The 15,981-nt window shown below is 62.7% G+C and carries 13 protein-coding genes; 7 read left to right on the forward strand and 6 right to left on the reverse strand.

Annotation, left to right across the window (positions count from 1 at the left end):
* The first annotated feature begins 280 nt into the window (after positions 1 to 280).
* The 3 genes from QTL95_RS22425 (at position 281) to QTL95_RS22435 (ending at position 3,234) form a co-directional block, all read left to right on the forward strand.
* Complete coding sequence (locus QTL95_RS22425) at positions 281 to 1,492, forward strand: pyrophosphate--fructose-6-phosphate 1-phosphotransferase (RefSeq protein ID WP_289722106.1); 1,212 nt, start codon at positions 281 to 283, stop codon at positions 1,490 to 1,492.
* Positions 1,493 to 1,549: 57 nt separating this feature from the next.
* A complete protein-coding gene (locus tag QTL95_RS22430; protein WP_289722107.1) occupies positions 1,550 to 2,185 on the forward strand; it encodes a LysE family translocator in 636 nt (211 codons plus the stop codon).
* A gap of 113 nt (positions 2,186 to 2,298) precedes the next feature.
* The gene (locus tag QTL95_RS22435; protein ID WP_289722108.1) at positions 2,299 to 3,234 is read left to right on the forward strand and encodes a transglycosylase SLT domain-containing protein; all 936 of its coding nucleotides are present in this window, start codon (positions 2,299 to 2,301) and stop codon (positions 3,232 to 3,234) included.
* Here QTL95_RS22435 and QTL95_RS22440 read toward each other — a convergent pair.
* Positions 3,228 to 4,610 carry a serine hydrolase domain-containing protein gene (locus QTL95_RS22440; RefSeq protein WP_289722109.1) on the reverse strand — a complete coding sequence of 461 codons (1,383 nt, stop codon included), beginning with the start codon at positions 4,608 to 4,610 and terminating at the stop codon, positions 3,228 to 3,230. The genes QTL95_RS22435 and QTL95_RS22440 overlap by 7 nt on opposite strands.
* Positions 4,611 to 4,771: 161 nt before the next feature.
* Between QTL95_RS22440 and QTL95_RS22445 the strand changes: the two genes are divergently transcribed.
* The 4 genes from QTL95_RS22445 (at position 4,772) to QTL95_RS22460 (ending at position 8,939) form a co-directional block, all read left to right on the forward strand.
* A complete protein-coding gene (locus QTL95_RS22445; RefSeq protein ID WP_289722110.1) occupies positions 4,772 to 6,016 on the forward strand; it encodes a DUF3419 family protein in 1,245 nt (414 codons plus the stop codon).
* Complete coding sequence (locus QTL95_RS22450) at positions 6,013 to 6,684, forward strand: class I SAM-dependent methyltransferase (protein WP_442981332.1); 672 nt, start codon at positions 6,013 to 6,015, stop codon at positions 6,682 to 6,684. Before QTL95_RS22445 ends, QTL95_RS22450 begins: the two co-directional genes overlap by 4 nt.
* Before the next feature lie 127 nt (positions 6,685 to 6,811).
* Complete coding sequence (locus QTL95_RS22455; RefSeq protein WP_037178883.1) at positions 6,812 to 7,609, forward strand: glycoside hydrolase family 25 protein; 798 nt, start codon at positions 6,812 to 6,814, stop codon at positions 7,607 to 7,609.
* 82 nt (positions 7,610 to 7,691) lie between these two features.
* Positions 7,692 to 8,939, forward strand: coding sequence for a lytic murein transglycosylase (locus QTL95_RS22460; RefSeq protein WP_289722111.1), 1,248 nt, complete (start codon positions 7,692 to 7,694; stop codon positions 8,937 to 8,939).
* A gap of 513 nt (positions 8,940 to 9,452) precedes the next feature.
* On the opposite strand, the gene metF is transcribed toward QTL95_RS22460, so the two are convergent.
* From metF to QTL95_RS22485, 5 genes are all read right to left on the reverse strand, one after another.
* A complete protein-coding gene (metF, locus tag QTL95_RS22465; RefSeq protein WP_289722112.1) occupies positions 9,453 to 10,352 on the reverse strand; it encodes a methylenetetrahydrofolate reductase [NAD(P)H] in 900 nt (299 codons plus the stop codon).
* A 1-nt stretch (position 10,353) separates the two neighbouring features.
* A complete protein-coding gene (locus QTL95_RS22470; RefSeq protein WP_289722113.1) occupies positions 10,354 to 11,373 on the reverse strand; it encodes an ArsR/SmtB family transcription factor in 1,020 nt (339 codons plus the stop codon).
* A 169-nt stretch (positions 11,374 to 11,542) separates the two neighbouring features.
* A complete protein-coding gene (ettA, locus tag QTL95_RS22475; protein WP_113198340.1) occupies positions 11,543 to 13,192 on the reverse strand; it encodes an energy-dependent translational throttle protein EttA in 1,650 nt (549 codons plus the stop codon).
* A gap of 134 nt (positions 13,193 to 13,326) precedes the next feature.
* On the reverse strand, positions 13,327 to 15,123 hold the full coding sequence (locus QTL95_RS22480; RefSeq protein ID WP_289722114.1) for a hypothetical protein: 1,797 nt from the start codon (positions 15,121 to 15,123) through the stop codon (positions 13,327 to 13,329).
* Positions 15,124 to 15,195: 72 nt separating this feature from the next.
* On the reverse strand, positions 15,196 to 15,930 hold the full coding sequence (locus QTL95_RS22485) for a ribonuclease T2 family protein (RefSeq protein ID WP_442981333.1): 735 nt from the start codon (positions 15,928 to 15,930) through the stop codon (positions 15,196 to 15,198).
* Between the last annotated feature and the right edge of the window lie 51 nt (positions 15,931 to 15,981).

Genomic DNA, 15,981 nt, shown 5'->3' on the forward strand with positions numbered 1-15,981 from the left:
TGAAAACACTTTTCACGATTCTGTAATGATTGCGTCGTCGATACGGCTCCGCGGACGTTTGCCTCTTTGCAGCGATATGAGGCGATGCGATTTCCACAGCGGCATGTAAATCTTAAGCCGCGCTTGAAACGATTATATCATCGCTTCCGATACAGTTCACGCTTCGGCTTGGAAAGCCGCTGCGCTTTTCATCAAAACTACACTTTACACTCCCCTTTCCCTGCCGCATCCATGCGTTACCTAAGCGCAGCGAGAAGCACGGATTGTCCACGGAGGGATCATGGCCAAACAGAAAGTCGCAATGCTCACGGCCGGAGGCCTGGCCCCCTGTCTCTCGTCCGCGGTCGGCGGCCTCATCGAGCGCTACAGCGACGTAGCGCCTGATATCGAGCTCATCGCATACCGCTCCGGCTATCAGGGCGTGCTCCTCGGCGACAGCGTCGGGATCACCCCCGAGATGCGCGAGAAGGCGCCGCTGCTCCACCGCTTTGGCGGCTCGCCGATCGGCAACAGCCGCGTCAAACTGACCAACGCCGCCGATTGCGTGAAGCGCGGCCTGGTGAAGGAAGGCGAGAACCCGCTGCGCGTGGCGGCCGAACGGCTCGCCAATGACGGCGTCACCATACTCCACACCATCGGTGGCGACGACACCAACACCACCGCGGCCGATCTGGCGGCTTACCTCTCGGCCAACGGCTATAACCTGACGGTCGTAGGCCTGCCGAAGACGGTCGACAACGACGTCGTGCCGATCCGCCAATCGCTCGGCGCCTGGACGGCCGCCGAAGTCGGCGCGCATTTCTTCGACAATGTCAGCAACGAGCAGACCGCTGCTCCCCGCACGCTGATCATCCACGAGGTGATGGGCCGCCACTGCGGCTGGCTGACGGCTGCGACCGCGCGCGCCTATCTGAAGCGCACGGCAAGCTACGACTATACGCCTGGCCTCATGACCAATGCTCAGATGAAGAGCATCGACGCGGTCTACCTGCCCGAGCTCGCCTTCGATCTCGACCAGGAAGCGGCGCGCCTGAAGGAGGTGATGGACCGCACCGGCCACGCTACAGTCTTCGTCTCGGAAGGCGCTTGCCTGGACGCCATCGTCGCTGAACGCGAGGCATCAGGCGAAACGGTCAAGCGCGATGCCTTCGGCCACGTCAAGATCGACACGATCAATGTCGGCGGCTGGTTCCAGAAACAGTTCGCCGGCCTCATCGGTGCCGAACGCTCGCTCGTCCAGAAGTCCGGCTATTTTGCCCGCTCGGCCGCGGCCAACAGCGACGACCTGCGCCTGATCCAGAGCATGACCGACCTTGCGGTCGAAAGCGCGCTCAATGGAACCTCGGGCGTGACCGGTCACGACGAGGGCCAGAACGGCAAGCTGCGCACCATCGAGTTCCCGCGCATCAAGGGTGGCAAGGCCTTCGACATCTCGACCGCGTGGTTCGGCGAAGTGATGAACACGATCGGGCAGAAATACAAATCGGCGTAATTGACTGGACGCTTATATGGTGTCTTTGCTAATTTTTAAGAATTAGGAGGAGATTCCATGTCGCTCGAAGCCTGGCTCGCTTTCGCCGCCGCATCCGCCATCATGCTGGCGATCCCGGGGCCGACGATTCTCCTCGTCGTCTCCTATGCGCTCGGCCATGGCCGCAAGACGGCGTTTGCGACGGTAAGCGGCGTGGCGCTGGGCGACTTCACCGCGATGACGGCGTCCCTCTTCGGACTGGGCGCCATCCTCGCTGCATCAGCCACGCTCTTCACCGTATTGAAGTGGATCGGCGGCGCCTACCTGATCTGGCTCGGCATCAAGCTCTGGCGCGCGCCCATCATCTCCGAGCGGGTGGCCGACAACGACAACCTGCCGGAAGAGAAATCGCTGAAGATCTTCCTGCACGCCTATGTGGTAACGGCGCTCAATCCCAAGAGCATCGTCTTCTTTATCGCCTTCGTTCCCCAGTTCCTCAATCCAGCCCTTCCCTTCATGGGCCAGATGCTGATCATGGAAGCCACTTTTCTTGTTCTGGCGACCATTAACGCCTCGGTCTACGCCCTTGCCGCACACGCGGCGCGTGGCCTGATCCGCAAGGCAAGCGTCCAGCGCGCCGTCAACCGCACGGGCGGCACGCTGCTGATCGCGGCCGGCGCCGTGACGGCCGGCTACCGGCGCATCGCCGCGTAAATATTTTCGGCGGGTTGCCCGTCTGCAACGAATACGTTAATGGGGAAATCAAGACGTAAGGTCTTGGTAACTTTTGAATGCTGCCGGGCGGCGCATTTCACGAAAGTGAGAGAATGGTAGCGATCGGTTTTTCCGGGCTGAAACGCAGTCTCATCGTGTCCACGATGCTGTGCGGTGTCGTGGCCGGATGCTCTAGCGTCGAATACACATCCCAGGCGGAATTGATGGCGGAACAGACCGTCCTTCCGACTCCCAAGCCGGGCGAAGACGCCATGTTCGCGGCCGTTCCGGCGGCGGAAGGCGTAGAGCCGACGGCAATGTTCGCGCAGGCGACCGACGCCAATCCTTCGCTTGCCGCAGCTGCGATGCCCTCCACCGATCCCGCGCAGCAGACCGCGCAGGTGCAGCCCACCGCAACGGGCTACAGCACCGAGATTCCGCTGACGCCCGAGATGACCGCGATCCAATCGGTCGTGCCAACGCCGCGTCCGGGTACGCCTGCCAACGCCACGCAGCTCGCCTTTGCCGCGACCATGCCGCAGAACGGCGCCGTGGCGGCGCTCTCCGCAATCGACACGACGCCGCGCTCGATGAGCGACTACGGCTTCGACACATCCGGCCCGATGGATCCACCGACCGCTCCGCCGATGTTCAGCGACGACGACACCGACGATGGCGCGCCGACGGTCGAAAAAAGCGCGATCACCAAGATCATCGACAAGTATTCGGCGATGTATAAGGTTCCGGCCTCGCTGCTGCACCGCGTCGTACACCGCGAAAGCCGCTATAATCCCAAGGCCTACAACAAGCGCGGCTACTTCGGTCTCATGCAGATCAAGTACAACACCGCCAAGTCCATGGGCTACGAGGGCGAGCCCGCCGGCCTCTTCGACGCCGAAACCAACATCAAATACGCCGCGAAATATCTCCGCGGTGCCTGGGTCGTCTCCGACAACAAGGAAGACGACGCCGTTCGCCTCTATGCGCGCGGCTATTACTACGATGCCAAGCGCAAGGGTTTGGACGACATCGCCCAGGGCAATTACTGAGACTTGGCCAGTAAAGCCGTCAGGATCGCCTTCACCAGTTCCTGAGGCCGGTAACCCAACCGGCTGGGCGTCAGCCCCAGCCTGACGACGACCAGCCCGGCGGAGGGCACAATCGCCACGCTCTGGCCGTCATGTCCCTCCATCCAGAACGTATCGGCGGGAAGTCCCGCCTTCGCGCTCGTATCGCCGCCCGGCGCCGCCAGCCACGCCTGCCCCTTCGTGTATTTGCCGCCCGACGCCTCCGTCGGCGCCCTGACGGCCGCCATAAAGCTCTCCGGAAGCAGCCTGTCTCCATTCCACACACCATCCTGTAGCAGGAACAGCCCGAACCTCGCCCAGTCGCGCCCAGTGGCGTAGAGATAGGAACTGCCCGCGAAGGTTCCGCGCGCATCGACCTCGAAGACGGCGCTCTCCATGCCGAGCGGCTGAAATAGCGCCTTTGCCGGATAGGCCAGCGCGGTGGCGGCATCGCCCGCCCGGTCCATCCATATGCGCGAGATCAGCACCGATGAGCCGCTCGAATAGTCGAAGACCGTTCCCGGCCTGTGCGCAAGCGGACGCGAGGCCGGCAAATCAGTCATGTCAGGATCGAGATAGAGCATGCGGGTCACATCGGCCACGGCGCCGTAATCCTCGTTGAATTCAAGCCCGCTCTCCATGCCCATCAGGTCGCTCAACCTGATCTGCGCATAGTCGCTATTGCCCCACCGCGGCAGCAGGTGATCGTCCGTGAGGCTGATCCGCCCCTCCTGCATCAGCCGCCCGACAAGGGCCGCATTGACGGTCTTGGTCATCGACCAGCCGATCAGCGGCGTCGTGGCATCGAAACCCTCGCTGTAGCGCTCGGCGATGATTCGCCCGTCATGAACGACCACGACGGCCCGCATCTGGCCGCCGGTGAGCGCCGGATCATCGAGGATTTTAGTGACCTTCTCATCGCTGGAATCCACCCGCTCGCCATCCGGCCACGGTGCATCGCTCCTCGCAACGGCAACCTCGGGAGCATCGGGAACGAAGCGCTCGGCTTCCTCAAAATCGCCACCTGGAACCGCGGTGCAGCCGAAGGCGCCGCGATACATGGCATAGCCGGGCGCGAACAGGCCGAGGATGCGCGCGGTGACCCGTTTCCGTTCCCTGTCCACCTTAACCCGGATCAGCCTTAGCAGGGGATTTCCCGGCGCTTGCACATCGTTTTCAAGGACTTCGGTCTCGTCGCGGCCGGCAATGAAGACATTCGAGCAGACGATCTTGGCGGCATAGCCGTCGCCGATCCGCAGCAGCTCGGGCGGGCTGTGATAGAGCCAGGCCCCGCCGCCGACAATGCCGGCAAGCAGCAGCAGCGCAAACATCTTCAGGACACGCAACAACCCCGGCATCGACGACCTCCCCGCACAGAGAAGCAAAAAACGGCGGGCCGCGATAGCCCCGATAGCCCAAACGTCCGCTGTAGCACGAAGCGCTACCCACAGGCTGCGTCATCAAACTGTAGCGCCCGCGCGCTAAACGCCCTGAAACCGAAAAAGGGTGAAAAACACACATGACGGAATTTGCACCGGATGCCGGCTTCCGCAAGAACCGGAAACTCAAGGCAGCTCTTCTCCGCCACAAGGCCTTCTCGAAAGAAGGGCTTTCCGAGCGTCTCTTCGGACTGCTGTTTTCCGGCTTGGTCTATCCGCAGATCTGGGAGGATCCCGATCTCGACATGCAGGCAATGGAACTCGAGCCGCATCACCGGATCGTCACCATCGGTTCCGGCGGCTGCAACATGCTCGCCTACCTCTCGCAGAGCCCGGCATCGATCGATGTCGTCGATCTCAACCCGCACCACATCGCGCTCAACCGCTTGAAGCTCGCAGCCTTCCGCGATCTCCCTGGTCATGCCGATCTCGTCCGCTTCCTGGCGACGCCGCGCGAAACGTCCAACAGCCGCGCCTTCGACCAGTTCCTGTCCGATGGCCTGGATGCCGCGACCCGCAACTACTGGAATGGTCGCCGCTTCGGCCGCCGCCGCATCACCGTCTTCGACCGCAACATCTACAAGACCGGCCTGCTCGGCCGCTTCATCGGCGCCGCCCACCTGCTCGGCCGCCTGCACGGTGTCGATCTGACCGAGATGACCGAGACGCGCTCGCTACGCGAACAGCGCCAGTTCTTCGACGAGCGCATCGCGCCGCTGTTCGAAAAGCCGCTGGTGCGCTGGATCACCAGCCGCAAGAGCTCGCTCTTCGGCCTCGGCATTCCGCCGCAGCAATATGACGAACTGGCGAGCCTCGCCGCCGATCATTCGATCGCCCCGGTCCTGCGCCACCGCCTGGAAAAGCTCGCCTGCCATTTCCCGATGCGGGAAAACTACTTCGCATGGCAGGCCTTCGGCCGTCGCTATGCCCCCGAAGGCGAAGGCCCGCTGCCCACCTATCTCAAGCCCGAGCACTACGAAGCGATCCGCGGCAATGTCGATCGCGTCAGCGTCCATCACGCGAGCTTTACCGAACTGCTCGCCCGCGAACCGGCCGCCTCGCGCGACCGCTACGTGCTGCTCGACGCCCAGGACTGGATGACGGACGATCAGCTGAACGACCTGTGGGCCGAAATCAGCCGCACCGCCCGCCCCGGCGCCCGCGTCATCTTCCGCACCGCAGCCGAAAAGAGCATCATCGAGGGCCGTCTCTCGCCCGCGATCCGCGACCAGTGGACCTACATGGAAGACCGCTCGCGCGAACTCACCGTACTCGACCGCTCGGCGATCTACGGCGCCTTCCACATTTACGGGAAGAACGCGTGAGCAAGGTCGAGACGAGCGCTGCCGCCGGCACCGAGGATCATGCCGGCCTGATGGACGGCATGTACCGCTACCAGCGGCACATCTACGACCTCACCCGCAAATACTACCTGCTCGGCCGCGATCACACGATCCGGAACCTCGACGTGCCACAAGGAGGCACGCTGCTCGAAGTCGGCTGCGGCACCGGCCGCAACCTGGCGCTCGCCCACAGGCGCTACCCGCAGGCAAGGCTCTTCGGCCTCGACATCTCGCAGGAGATGCTGATCTCCGCCCGCAAGACCTTTGCCGGTAGCGGCGTCACGCCTGATTTCCGCGTCGCCGACGCGACCGCCTTCTCGCCGGCCGAGTTCGGCGTCGCCGGTTTCGACCGCATCCTCATCTCCTACGCGCTCTCGATGATTCCCGACTGGCAGCGCGCCGTGGCCTCGGCGATCGCGGCACTCAATCCCGGTGGCGAGCTCCACATCGTCGATTTCGGCCAGCAGGAGAAGCTGCCGCGCTGGTTCGCAAGATTTCTGAAGGCCTGGCTCGCACGTTTTCATGTCACGCCCCGCGCCGATCTGAGGCAGGTTCTCGAAGCCCAAGTCATTGAAAACGGCGCGAAACTGACCTTCGAGACCATCGGCGGCGGCTACGCATGGCGCGCCACGATTATCAGCAAGCGCTGATATTTCGCTTGAAACTAACCGATTTTTTACGTTGATATGAATAAAAGAGGGGCATTCCTCTGCTGGACACGTGTTTTTCGAAGGTCAGGCTGTGGGGCAACAAGATCATTCGTTTCACGGACTACATATGCGCCGGCTTCTGTTTTGCGTTCTGCCGTTGGTCGCCATGCTGGCTGGTTGCACCTCTTCCGGGTACGACCTCCTCGAGACCGCGTCCGTAAAACCCAAGACCCGTTTCCAGGATACCGATCCGCAGGACTTCGGCGCGAAGCACCCGGCGCAGAACGCCGTGCACGGCATCGACATCTCCAAATGGCAGGGTGATATCGACTGGCAGACGGTCAAGAGCTCCGGCGTCGCCTTCGCCTTCATCAAGGCGACCGAGGGCAAGGACCGCGTCGATCCGCGCTTCAACGAATACTGGCAGCGCGCCCGCGCCGTCGGCATTCCGCATGCCCCGTACCATTTCTATTATTTCTGCTCGACGCCGGACGAACAGGCCGATTGGTTCATCAGCAACGTGCCGAAGGAATCCATGCGCCTGCCGCCGGTGCTCGACGTCGAATGGAATTCCGAATCGAAGACCTGCCGCCTGCGTCCGGATCCGGCCACCGTGCGCGCCCAGCTGCAGCGCTTCATGGACCGCCTCGAAGCCTATTACGGCAAGCGCCCGATCATTTATACCTCGGTCGATTTCCACCGCGACAACCTGGTGGGTTACTTCCAGGATTATCACTTCTGGGTCCGCTCGGTCGCCAAGCATCCCGAAGTCACCTATGCCGATCGCCGCTGGGCCTTCTGGCAGTACACCTCGACGGGCGTCATTCCCGGCATCAAGGGGCCGACTGACATCAATGTGTTCGCTGGTTCGGCAAAGAACTGGAACAACTGGGTCGCCTCTGTTTCCAAGGACACGAATTCTTAGTAACGTCTCGTCATCGCTCTTGCTTCCGTCACATTCATCTGTGAAAGCGACGGCTTATTCATTGATCACGAGGAAGAAGATCATGCACCGCTCGCTCGCAAGCCGCTCTGCACTTGCACTCCTGTTTGCCGCCGCCTTGGCCGGCGGTGCGACGGCCCAGACACAGAGCCCGGCACCGGCAGCGCCGGCGGCAACCGCCCCGGCAGCCGCTGCTCCCGCATGCGACGGCGACCTCGGCGAATTCCTGGCCGGCGTGAAGGCCGAGGCCATCGCGGCCGGCGCCTCCGCGGAAGCAGCCGACAAAGCGCTCGCAGGCGCCGAAATCGACCCGAAAGTGCTGAGCCGCGACCGCGCGCAGGGCGTCTTCAAGCAGACCTTCCTCGAATTCTCGCAACGCACCGTCAGCCAGGCCCGTCTCGATATCGGCCGTCAGAAGATGAAGCAGTATGCCGATGTCTTTTCCCGCGCAGAGCAGGAATTCGGCGTGCCCTCGGGCGTCATCACCGCCTTCTGGGCCATGGAGACTGATTTCGGCGCCGTGCAGGGTGATTTCAACACCCGCAACGCCCTCGTCACGCTCGCCCACGACTGCCGCCGTCCCGAGCTCTTCCGGCCGCAGCTGATCGCTCTTATCGAGATGGTCCAGCATGGCGACCTCGACCCGGCGACCAACACCGGCGCCTGGGCCGGCGAAATCGGCCAGGTACAGATGCTGCCGCGCGATATCGTCGCCTACGGCATGGATGGCGATGGCGATGGCCATGTGCGTCTCAAGCAGAGCGGCCCGGACGCCATCCTGACGGCCGCCAAGTTCATCCAGCACCTCGGCTTCCAGAAGGGCCAGCCCTGGCTGCAGGAAGTCACCATCCCGCAGGATCTGCCCTTCGAGAAGTCGGGCCTCGGCGGCACGATGACCGCAGGCGAATGGTTCGCGCTCGGCGTCAAGCCGCGCAACGGCGACACCAGCTTCGGCACGCTGCGCGGCGATCTCGTCCTGCCGCAGGGCCGCCTCGGACCAGCCTTCATCGCCTACCCGAACTTCGGCATCTACCTCGAGTGGAACAAGTCCTTCATCTACACGACCTCGGCCGCCTATTTCGCGACCCGCCTCTCCGGCTCGGAGCCCTACCTGAAGGGCACGCCTGAGCAGGGCCTGACCAATGACCAGATGAAGGAACTGCAGACCAAGCTCGACACGATGGGCCACGACGTCGGCGCCATCGATGGCATCCTCGGCTCCGGCACCCGCGTCGCCATCCAGAAGCAGCAGCAGCGCCTCGGCATGCCGGCCGACGGCTGGGCGACACCGAAGCTCCTCGGCGCTCTCTGAGCCATTCGACGGCGAATCATCCAAGCCGGGCCATCGCGCCCGGCTTTTCCTTGGATTTTCCTTGCGGTTCAGGCGATTGCGGCGGACCGAGGCGCCGCCGCGGGCCTTAACATACGGATCGCCCACTTTAACCGCGCGTTAAAAAGTGTGAATAAGATTCAGGCCACTCTTCGCCTTAGTTTTCAGCGATTTACGCTGCCAAAGCCCGTCTTCATGTGACATTTCCGCCGCAGCGCAGCAAAAAATACGCTTTCCAACCGACGCATTTCCGACATAGTATCGCCTTGTTAACGCAAGGAGACAGACATGGGACTAACGCAATCCTTGAATGTCCTGTTGGTCAGTGCGGCATTTGCGTTCGTTTTGACAATGCTCTTCATCTGAGCAGTGGGGGTCTTTCAAGACCGGCCAGAGGTCCTGAGTAACGAACGAAGCGGGTGAATTGAAAAAGCGCATCTCTGGAGGAGAGATGCGCTTTCTCTTTATCAGCCGATAAAAACTTTCAGCAAATGATCAGGCTGCCGCACCCCTGCCCTTCGCGCCCTCGCGCTTGAAACCGAGATTGCTGAGCACCGCCGAAACGAGCGGCGCGCGGTTCATCGTGTAGAGATGGAAATCGCTGATGCCGCGGCGCGCGAGATCCTCGATCTGCTCGGCAGCGACATCGGCCGCTACCTTCGCCCGCTCTTCCGGCTTGTCCTCGTAACCGGCGAAGCGCTCGTCGAGGAAGGTCGGTATCACGGTGCCGCAGGCGCCGGCGAAGCGCTTCAGCTGGGTCAGGTTCAGGATCGGCATGATGCCGGGCACGACGGGAATGCGCACGCCCGCCGCACGCACCTTCTCCAGGTAGCGCTCGAAATTGTCGTTGTCGAAGAAGAACTGCGTCAGCGCCCGATGGGCGCCGTTGTCGGCCTTGCGCTTCAACATCTCGATATCGGCAGCCGTGTCGCGGCTCTCCGGATGCTTCTCGGGATAGGCGGAAACCGAGATCTCGAAGCCGCCGATCTCGCGCAGGCCGGCGACCAGTTCGGCAGCGTTGGCATATCCACCCGGATGCGGCGTGTAGGGCGCACCGACACCGGCAGGCGTATCGCCGCGCAGCGCCACGAAGTGCTTCACGCCGGCGTTGCGGAAACTCTCGATGACCCCATGCGTCTCTTCCTTCGTCGCGCCGACGCAAGTCAGGTGCGAGGCGGTGGCAAGCGGCGTGTCGGACAGGAAGCGCGAGACGGTGGCGAGTGTCGGTGCCTTGGTGGTACCGCCGGCGCCATAGGTGACCGAGACGAAATCGGGGTTCCAGTCCTGCAGCTCGCTGACCGTGTTCCAGAGCTGGCCTTCCATATCCGGCGACTTCGGCGGAAAGAACTCGAAGGATATGCCGATCTTGCGGCGCGCGTCACTGTCCAGCGTCATGTCATTCACTCCCGGCATAGGTAGGTAGGGCGCTCTCGGCGGAGGCCACAAGTGTCTTGGGGTCACGCGCGAGCCAGACGGTGACCGTAAGCCCCTGCCCGCCCTGATGCCCCGGATGAAGGTCGACGACCTGCTCGACGTCCAGCCCCGCCTTGCGCAGCCAGTCGGACATCGACTGGTGCGAGAAGCCGAGACGGACATGGGCATGCTCGTCGCGAAGATACTCAAGCGCGTGCGGCGCCAGATCGATGACCACGAGCCGCCCGCCAGGCCGCAGCATCCGCGCCGCTTCGCCGATCGCGATCTCGGGCTGGTCGAAGAAGTGCAGCACCTGGTGGATGGTGACGACATCGAAATCCTGCGCCTCGAACGGCAGGTTCAGGATATCGGCATGGCGCACGGAGGCCTTGGTGATCCCCGACTTGTCGAGATTGGCGCGCGCCACGCTCAGCATGTCGCGGCTGGCATCGACACCGATCGCGCGGCGATAGAGGCCCGAAAGAAGCTGCAGGATGCGCCCCGTGCCGGTTCCGAGATCGAGCAGGGAATCGATGGGCTGGCTACCGAGCAGGCGGATCACAGCCGCATCGACTTCCTCGTCGGCCGCATGCAGGCGACGAAGCTCGTCCCACTCGGCGGCGTTGCGGCTGAAATAGTCCTGCGCCCGCTCGGAGCGCTGGCGCTTGACCGCCGCAAGACGCTCGCCGTCACGCAGGATGACGGGATCGTTCTCGGAGGCATGCCGCAAGAGGTTGCGGACGAAGGCGACCGCCTTGCCGTCCTGCCGCAGCCGGAAATAGGCCCAGGCGCCCTCCTGATAGCGATCGATCAGATCCGCCTCGCCTAGCAGCTTGAGATGCCGCGAGATGCGCGGTTGGGATTGGCCTAGAATTTCGGTAAGATCGGTCACCGTCAGGTCGCCGGCCGACAGCAGCGCCAGAAGACGCAGGCGCGTCGGCTCACCGGCCGCCCGCAGCACGTCCACCAACGCATCCAGTCCAAGTCTGACAGGCTCCACCATAAACCACCCAATCAAGATATAAAGATATGTTTATGTGATTTGATTGGCGGTTACAAGCGGCAATTCAATCGCTTCGCGAAATTCCTTGGCTGAATAGCGACACGCCTAGCCCACAAAAAAAGAGCCCCGGACATGCCCGAGGCTCCCATTTCAGTTGGCGGAAAGCCGATCAGCGCGTCAGGCGCTTGTAGGCCTGGCTGCCGGGGTTGAGCGCATCCGGACCCAGACGGCGAACCTTGTCTTCCTCGTAGTCCTCGAAGTTGCCTTCGAACCATTCGACATGGCCATCGCCTTCGAAGGCGAGGATGTGTGTCGCCAGGCGGTCGAGGAACATGCGATCGTGGCTGATAATGATGGCGCAGCCAGCGAAGGCTTCGAGCGCGCTTTCCAGCGCACCGAGCGTTTCCGTATCGAGGTCGTTGGTCGGTTCGTCGAGCAGCAGGACGTTGCCGCCGGCCTTCAGCATCTTGGCGAGGTGAACGCGGTTGCGCTGACCACCTGACAGGTTGCCGACCTTCTGCTGCTGATCGCCGCCCTTAAAGTTGAAGGCGCCGCAATAGGCTCTGGAGTTCATGTCGAACTTGCCGAGCTTGATGACTTCGGCGCCGCCCGAGATTTCTTCCCAGACGGTCTTGTTGCCGTCGAGCGCATCGCGGCTCTGGTCGACATAGCCGAGATGGACGGTTTCGCCGATGCGGATCGAACCCGCATCCGGCTTTTCCTGGCCGGTGATCATCTTGAACAGCGTCGACTTGCCGGCGCCGTTCGGGCCGATGATGCCGACGATGCCGCCCGGCGGCAGCTTGATCGTCAGGTCGTTGATCAGCGTGCGGCCTTCGAAGCCCTTGTTGATGCCCTCGAGCTCGATGACCACCTGGCCGAGACGCTCGGAGACAGGGATGATGATCTGCGCGTCGCCAGGCCGGATGTTCTCGGCCGCATCGACCAGCTGTTCGTAGGCCTTGATACGGGCCTTGGACTTTGCCTGGCGGGCCTTCGGGCTGGAGGCGATCCATTCCTGTTCACGCGACAGCGCCTTCTGGCGGCCGGCTTCTTCGCGGCTTTCCTGCTGCATGCGCTTGGCCTTCGCCTGCAGGTAGGCGGAGTAGTTGCCTTCGTAAGGAATGCCACGGCCGCGGTCGAGCTCGAGAATCCAGCCGGTGACGTTGTCGAGGAAGTAACGATCGTGGGTGATCATCATCACGGCACCAGGATAATCGCGCAGGTGCTTTTCAAGCCAGGCGATCGTCTCGGCGTCGAGGTGGTTGGTCGGCTCGTCGAGCAAAAGCAGGTCCGGCTGCGACAGAAGCAGACGGCAGAGCGCGATACGGCGACGCTCACCACCCGAGAGAAGCGTAACGTCGGCATCCTTCGGCGGGCAGCGCAACGCTTCCATTGCCATCTCGACCTGCTGTTCGAGGTCCCAGAGGTTCTGGCTGTCGATGATGTCCTGGAGCTTCGCGCCTTCGTCGGCGGTCTCGTCGGAATAGTTCATCATCAGTTCGTTGTAGCGGTCGAGCACGGCCTGCTTGTCGGCCACGCCTTCCATGACGTTCTCGAAGGCATTCTTGGCCGGATCGAGATGCGGTTCCTGCTCGAGATAGCCGACGGTGGCGCCCTCTGCGAGCCAGGCTTCGCCGGTGAATTCCTTGTCCTGGCCGGCGATGATGCGCAGCACGGTCGACTTACCGGCGCCGTTCGGGCCGAGGATACCGATCTTGGCATCCGGGTAGAACGACAGGTTGACGTTTTCGAGGATCTTCTTGGCGCCGTAGGACTTGTTCAGTCCCGACATGTGGTAGATGAACTGACGTGCCATCGGTAATTCTGCTCCGGGGGAAATTGGTTTGCCGCTATGTAGGCGAATTGGCGCCCGGGGGCAACGCGCCAGCGGCAAAATCCACCCGCTTTGTCGCCGATCACCCGGCCTTTGAGGCTGAAAATCGCCTTGCTCTACTGCAATGCCGCATGATCGATCCGGAAAAGCTTGAAATCGCTGGGCGCAGCCGATGCCACCGGCTCAAGCCCCGGCCACCCGCCGCCGTGCATCAGCGCCGCATAAAGCGGCGCCTGCGCGCCATCGATCTCGTAGGGAAAGGCACAGACGGCAAGGTAGTCGAAAGGCGCGAGCGCCTGACGGCGAAGCACTGCATCGGAGGTCAGGAACGTCTCATACATCCGCCTCATGCCGGGAGACGCCCGGTGGAACGGTATGGCGCCCACGGAGAAGCCCGGTGGCGCGGCGAAGGCGACCTGCAGCGCAAGCCCCTGCGGCAAGGCGATGCGGCCGGCCGGAACGCTCGCGAGCGCCGAGAAATCCTGTCCTTTGCAGTCCAGGCCCGCCATGTAGTCGATAGCATCGAACGGCTTGTGCACGGGCGGAAACCAGAACCGTCCGAGGACGAAGAGCGCGATCAGCCCTAGCGCGGCAAGACCACAGATGCGACCGTAAACCGCCCGCGATCCGGTATACATCGCGACCACCGCAGGCAGGAAGATCGGCAGGAACACCATGGGAAAACGGATGTTGCGGGTCACGAGCAGCGTCAGCACCAGCGCGCCCGCCGCCATCAGATAAGCGATCGCCGGCCCGTATTGCCCCTTGCGCAGGCAGGCGATCGGAAACGGCAGCGCCAGAATCGCAAAGCTTGTCGTCAGGCCGAGAAGCACGAGCAGATTGTACCGTCCCCCCTCATAGAAATAGAGGATGCTCTTCTCCTGCCAGATCCGATCGAACCACAGCGCCCGCGACAGCGGATCGATGATGCCGTAAGGGCCGGCGAGACAAGATGGAAAGATCAAGGCCGCAGCCCCAAGCAGGAGAGCGCCGGGCACAGCCAGCGACAGCAGCTTGACGACGGGATGCGCGCCCCGCCCCTGCAGCGCCGCACAGGTGCCGAGCATCAGCGAGAACCCGCAGAGCAACACGATATAGGGAGCCGAAAACGCGTCGCACTGGGTCGAGAATGCACCGATAGGGCCGAGGAAAGCCACCGCCGATACGATGCTGACAACAATCATCGACACCGATGCCGGTACGATCACCCTTCGGACATCGCCGACGCCGGCGATATGGCAGGCCACGAGCCCGGCATAGACGATGGTGACGAAGGGCAGGCATTCGAGACCGATGACGGTGGAGATCGCAGCGCCGGCGCCGACCATCAGCCCGCCGAGACGATCCCACCGCACGAGCCCGCCGAAAATCATCATCAAGGCGATGATCTGGACATTGTGGTGATCGATGCGGCCGGGTGAAAACTCCAGCACGCCGATGCTCATCAGCATCGTCATCAGTGCCAGGGACAACGAAAATGCGGTTCCCGACATCGCAAGCCCGCTCATCAGCCGGCGAACGGCGGCCGCGGCGAGCAGGCTGAAAATAGCCAGCATGATCGGCGGCCAGATGTGAAACGCCAACGACAGCGCCTGCTCGGTCGGCAGCCACGGCTGCGAAAGCCACGCGATGACAACATAGGGGAGATCGACCAGCCGCGACCACGGCGAGACGTAGGCCTCGGGCATGGAGACGAACGGCAGCGACAGGTCGAACCAATGACCCTGCGCCGACATCAGGCTGCGGATCTGCAACTCCCGCAACCGGTCGTCGACATCGCCGACGAAAGGCACACCATCGGCCACATCCAGCAACACCATCGCGAGCGCCGTGCCGTAGATGAAGAGAAACATCCGCCACAGGGGCGTTTCGCGAACGGCGGAACCGCTATCGGACAGGGATATAGTCGACACCATCGTCACTCGCGCTGTTGGTCACCGCCAGCCGGGACGATAGATGTCAAAAATTGAAATTATCCTACGACCTCAAGAGCCCGCCGCATCGACCATGCCTTCGTCGCAGCCGAACGAGGTGCGACCGGCTCCCTGAATGAGGTCGCCCAGATTCCTGCCCTTGCCGTCCGTCGCATCGGCCGATAGCCCGATCGTCAGCTCGCTGATGATGCGGTTGCCGTTGGCGCGGCGGCAACTCATCTTCACGCGATCACCGGCGCCGGGACCGAAGCTCTTGTCGAACGCCGCCTTGATCGCGTCACCGGTCAGTGACTTGCCGATATTGGTGGCGAACAGCTCCTGAACGGCGGAACCGTTGAGGTCGCCGATCAGCCTGACGGCATCCGCGAAGTAGGCGTCGGCGCTCATGCCGGTGCAAGTCCCGTGCTTGATCCACTCATGCCGCTCGAGCGCAGATTGCGTCCCCGGCATGACCTTGTCGAGCGAGGTCTTCGTCCCCGCCGAAAGCTTCACCTCCGGCAGCCCCTTCCAGTCGCCATCCTTGTCGGCGGTTCGCTGAACGTCGGAAACGCCGCAATAATCCTTGCGCATCGGCCAGAGCCCGTGCAGCGAAAAATTGCTGGCGTCGAAGCGCTCATCCGTCTGGCTGGCGCATTCCGGCTTGCGCTGGTTGGTTTCGCAGAAAGCAGGCTGCCAGCTTGCCGCCAGAATGAACCGCGTCCGCCCGCCGGTCTCCTGCGCGCCGACACCGCCCCCGACCGATATCATCGCGGCGACCAGCGCCACGCGAAGTACAAGATTTTTCATCGCCACCCTCCAAGGAACAATCCATGAACAGATAAGCATGCCGCATCTACT

The sequence above is a fragment of the Rhizobium sp. S152 genome (assembly GCF_030380735.1).
In the GTDB taxonomy this organism is placed as follows: Bacteria; Pseudomonadota; Alphaproteobacteria; order Rhizobiales; family Rhizobiaceae; genus Rhizobium.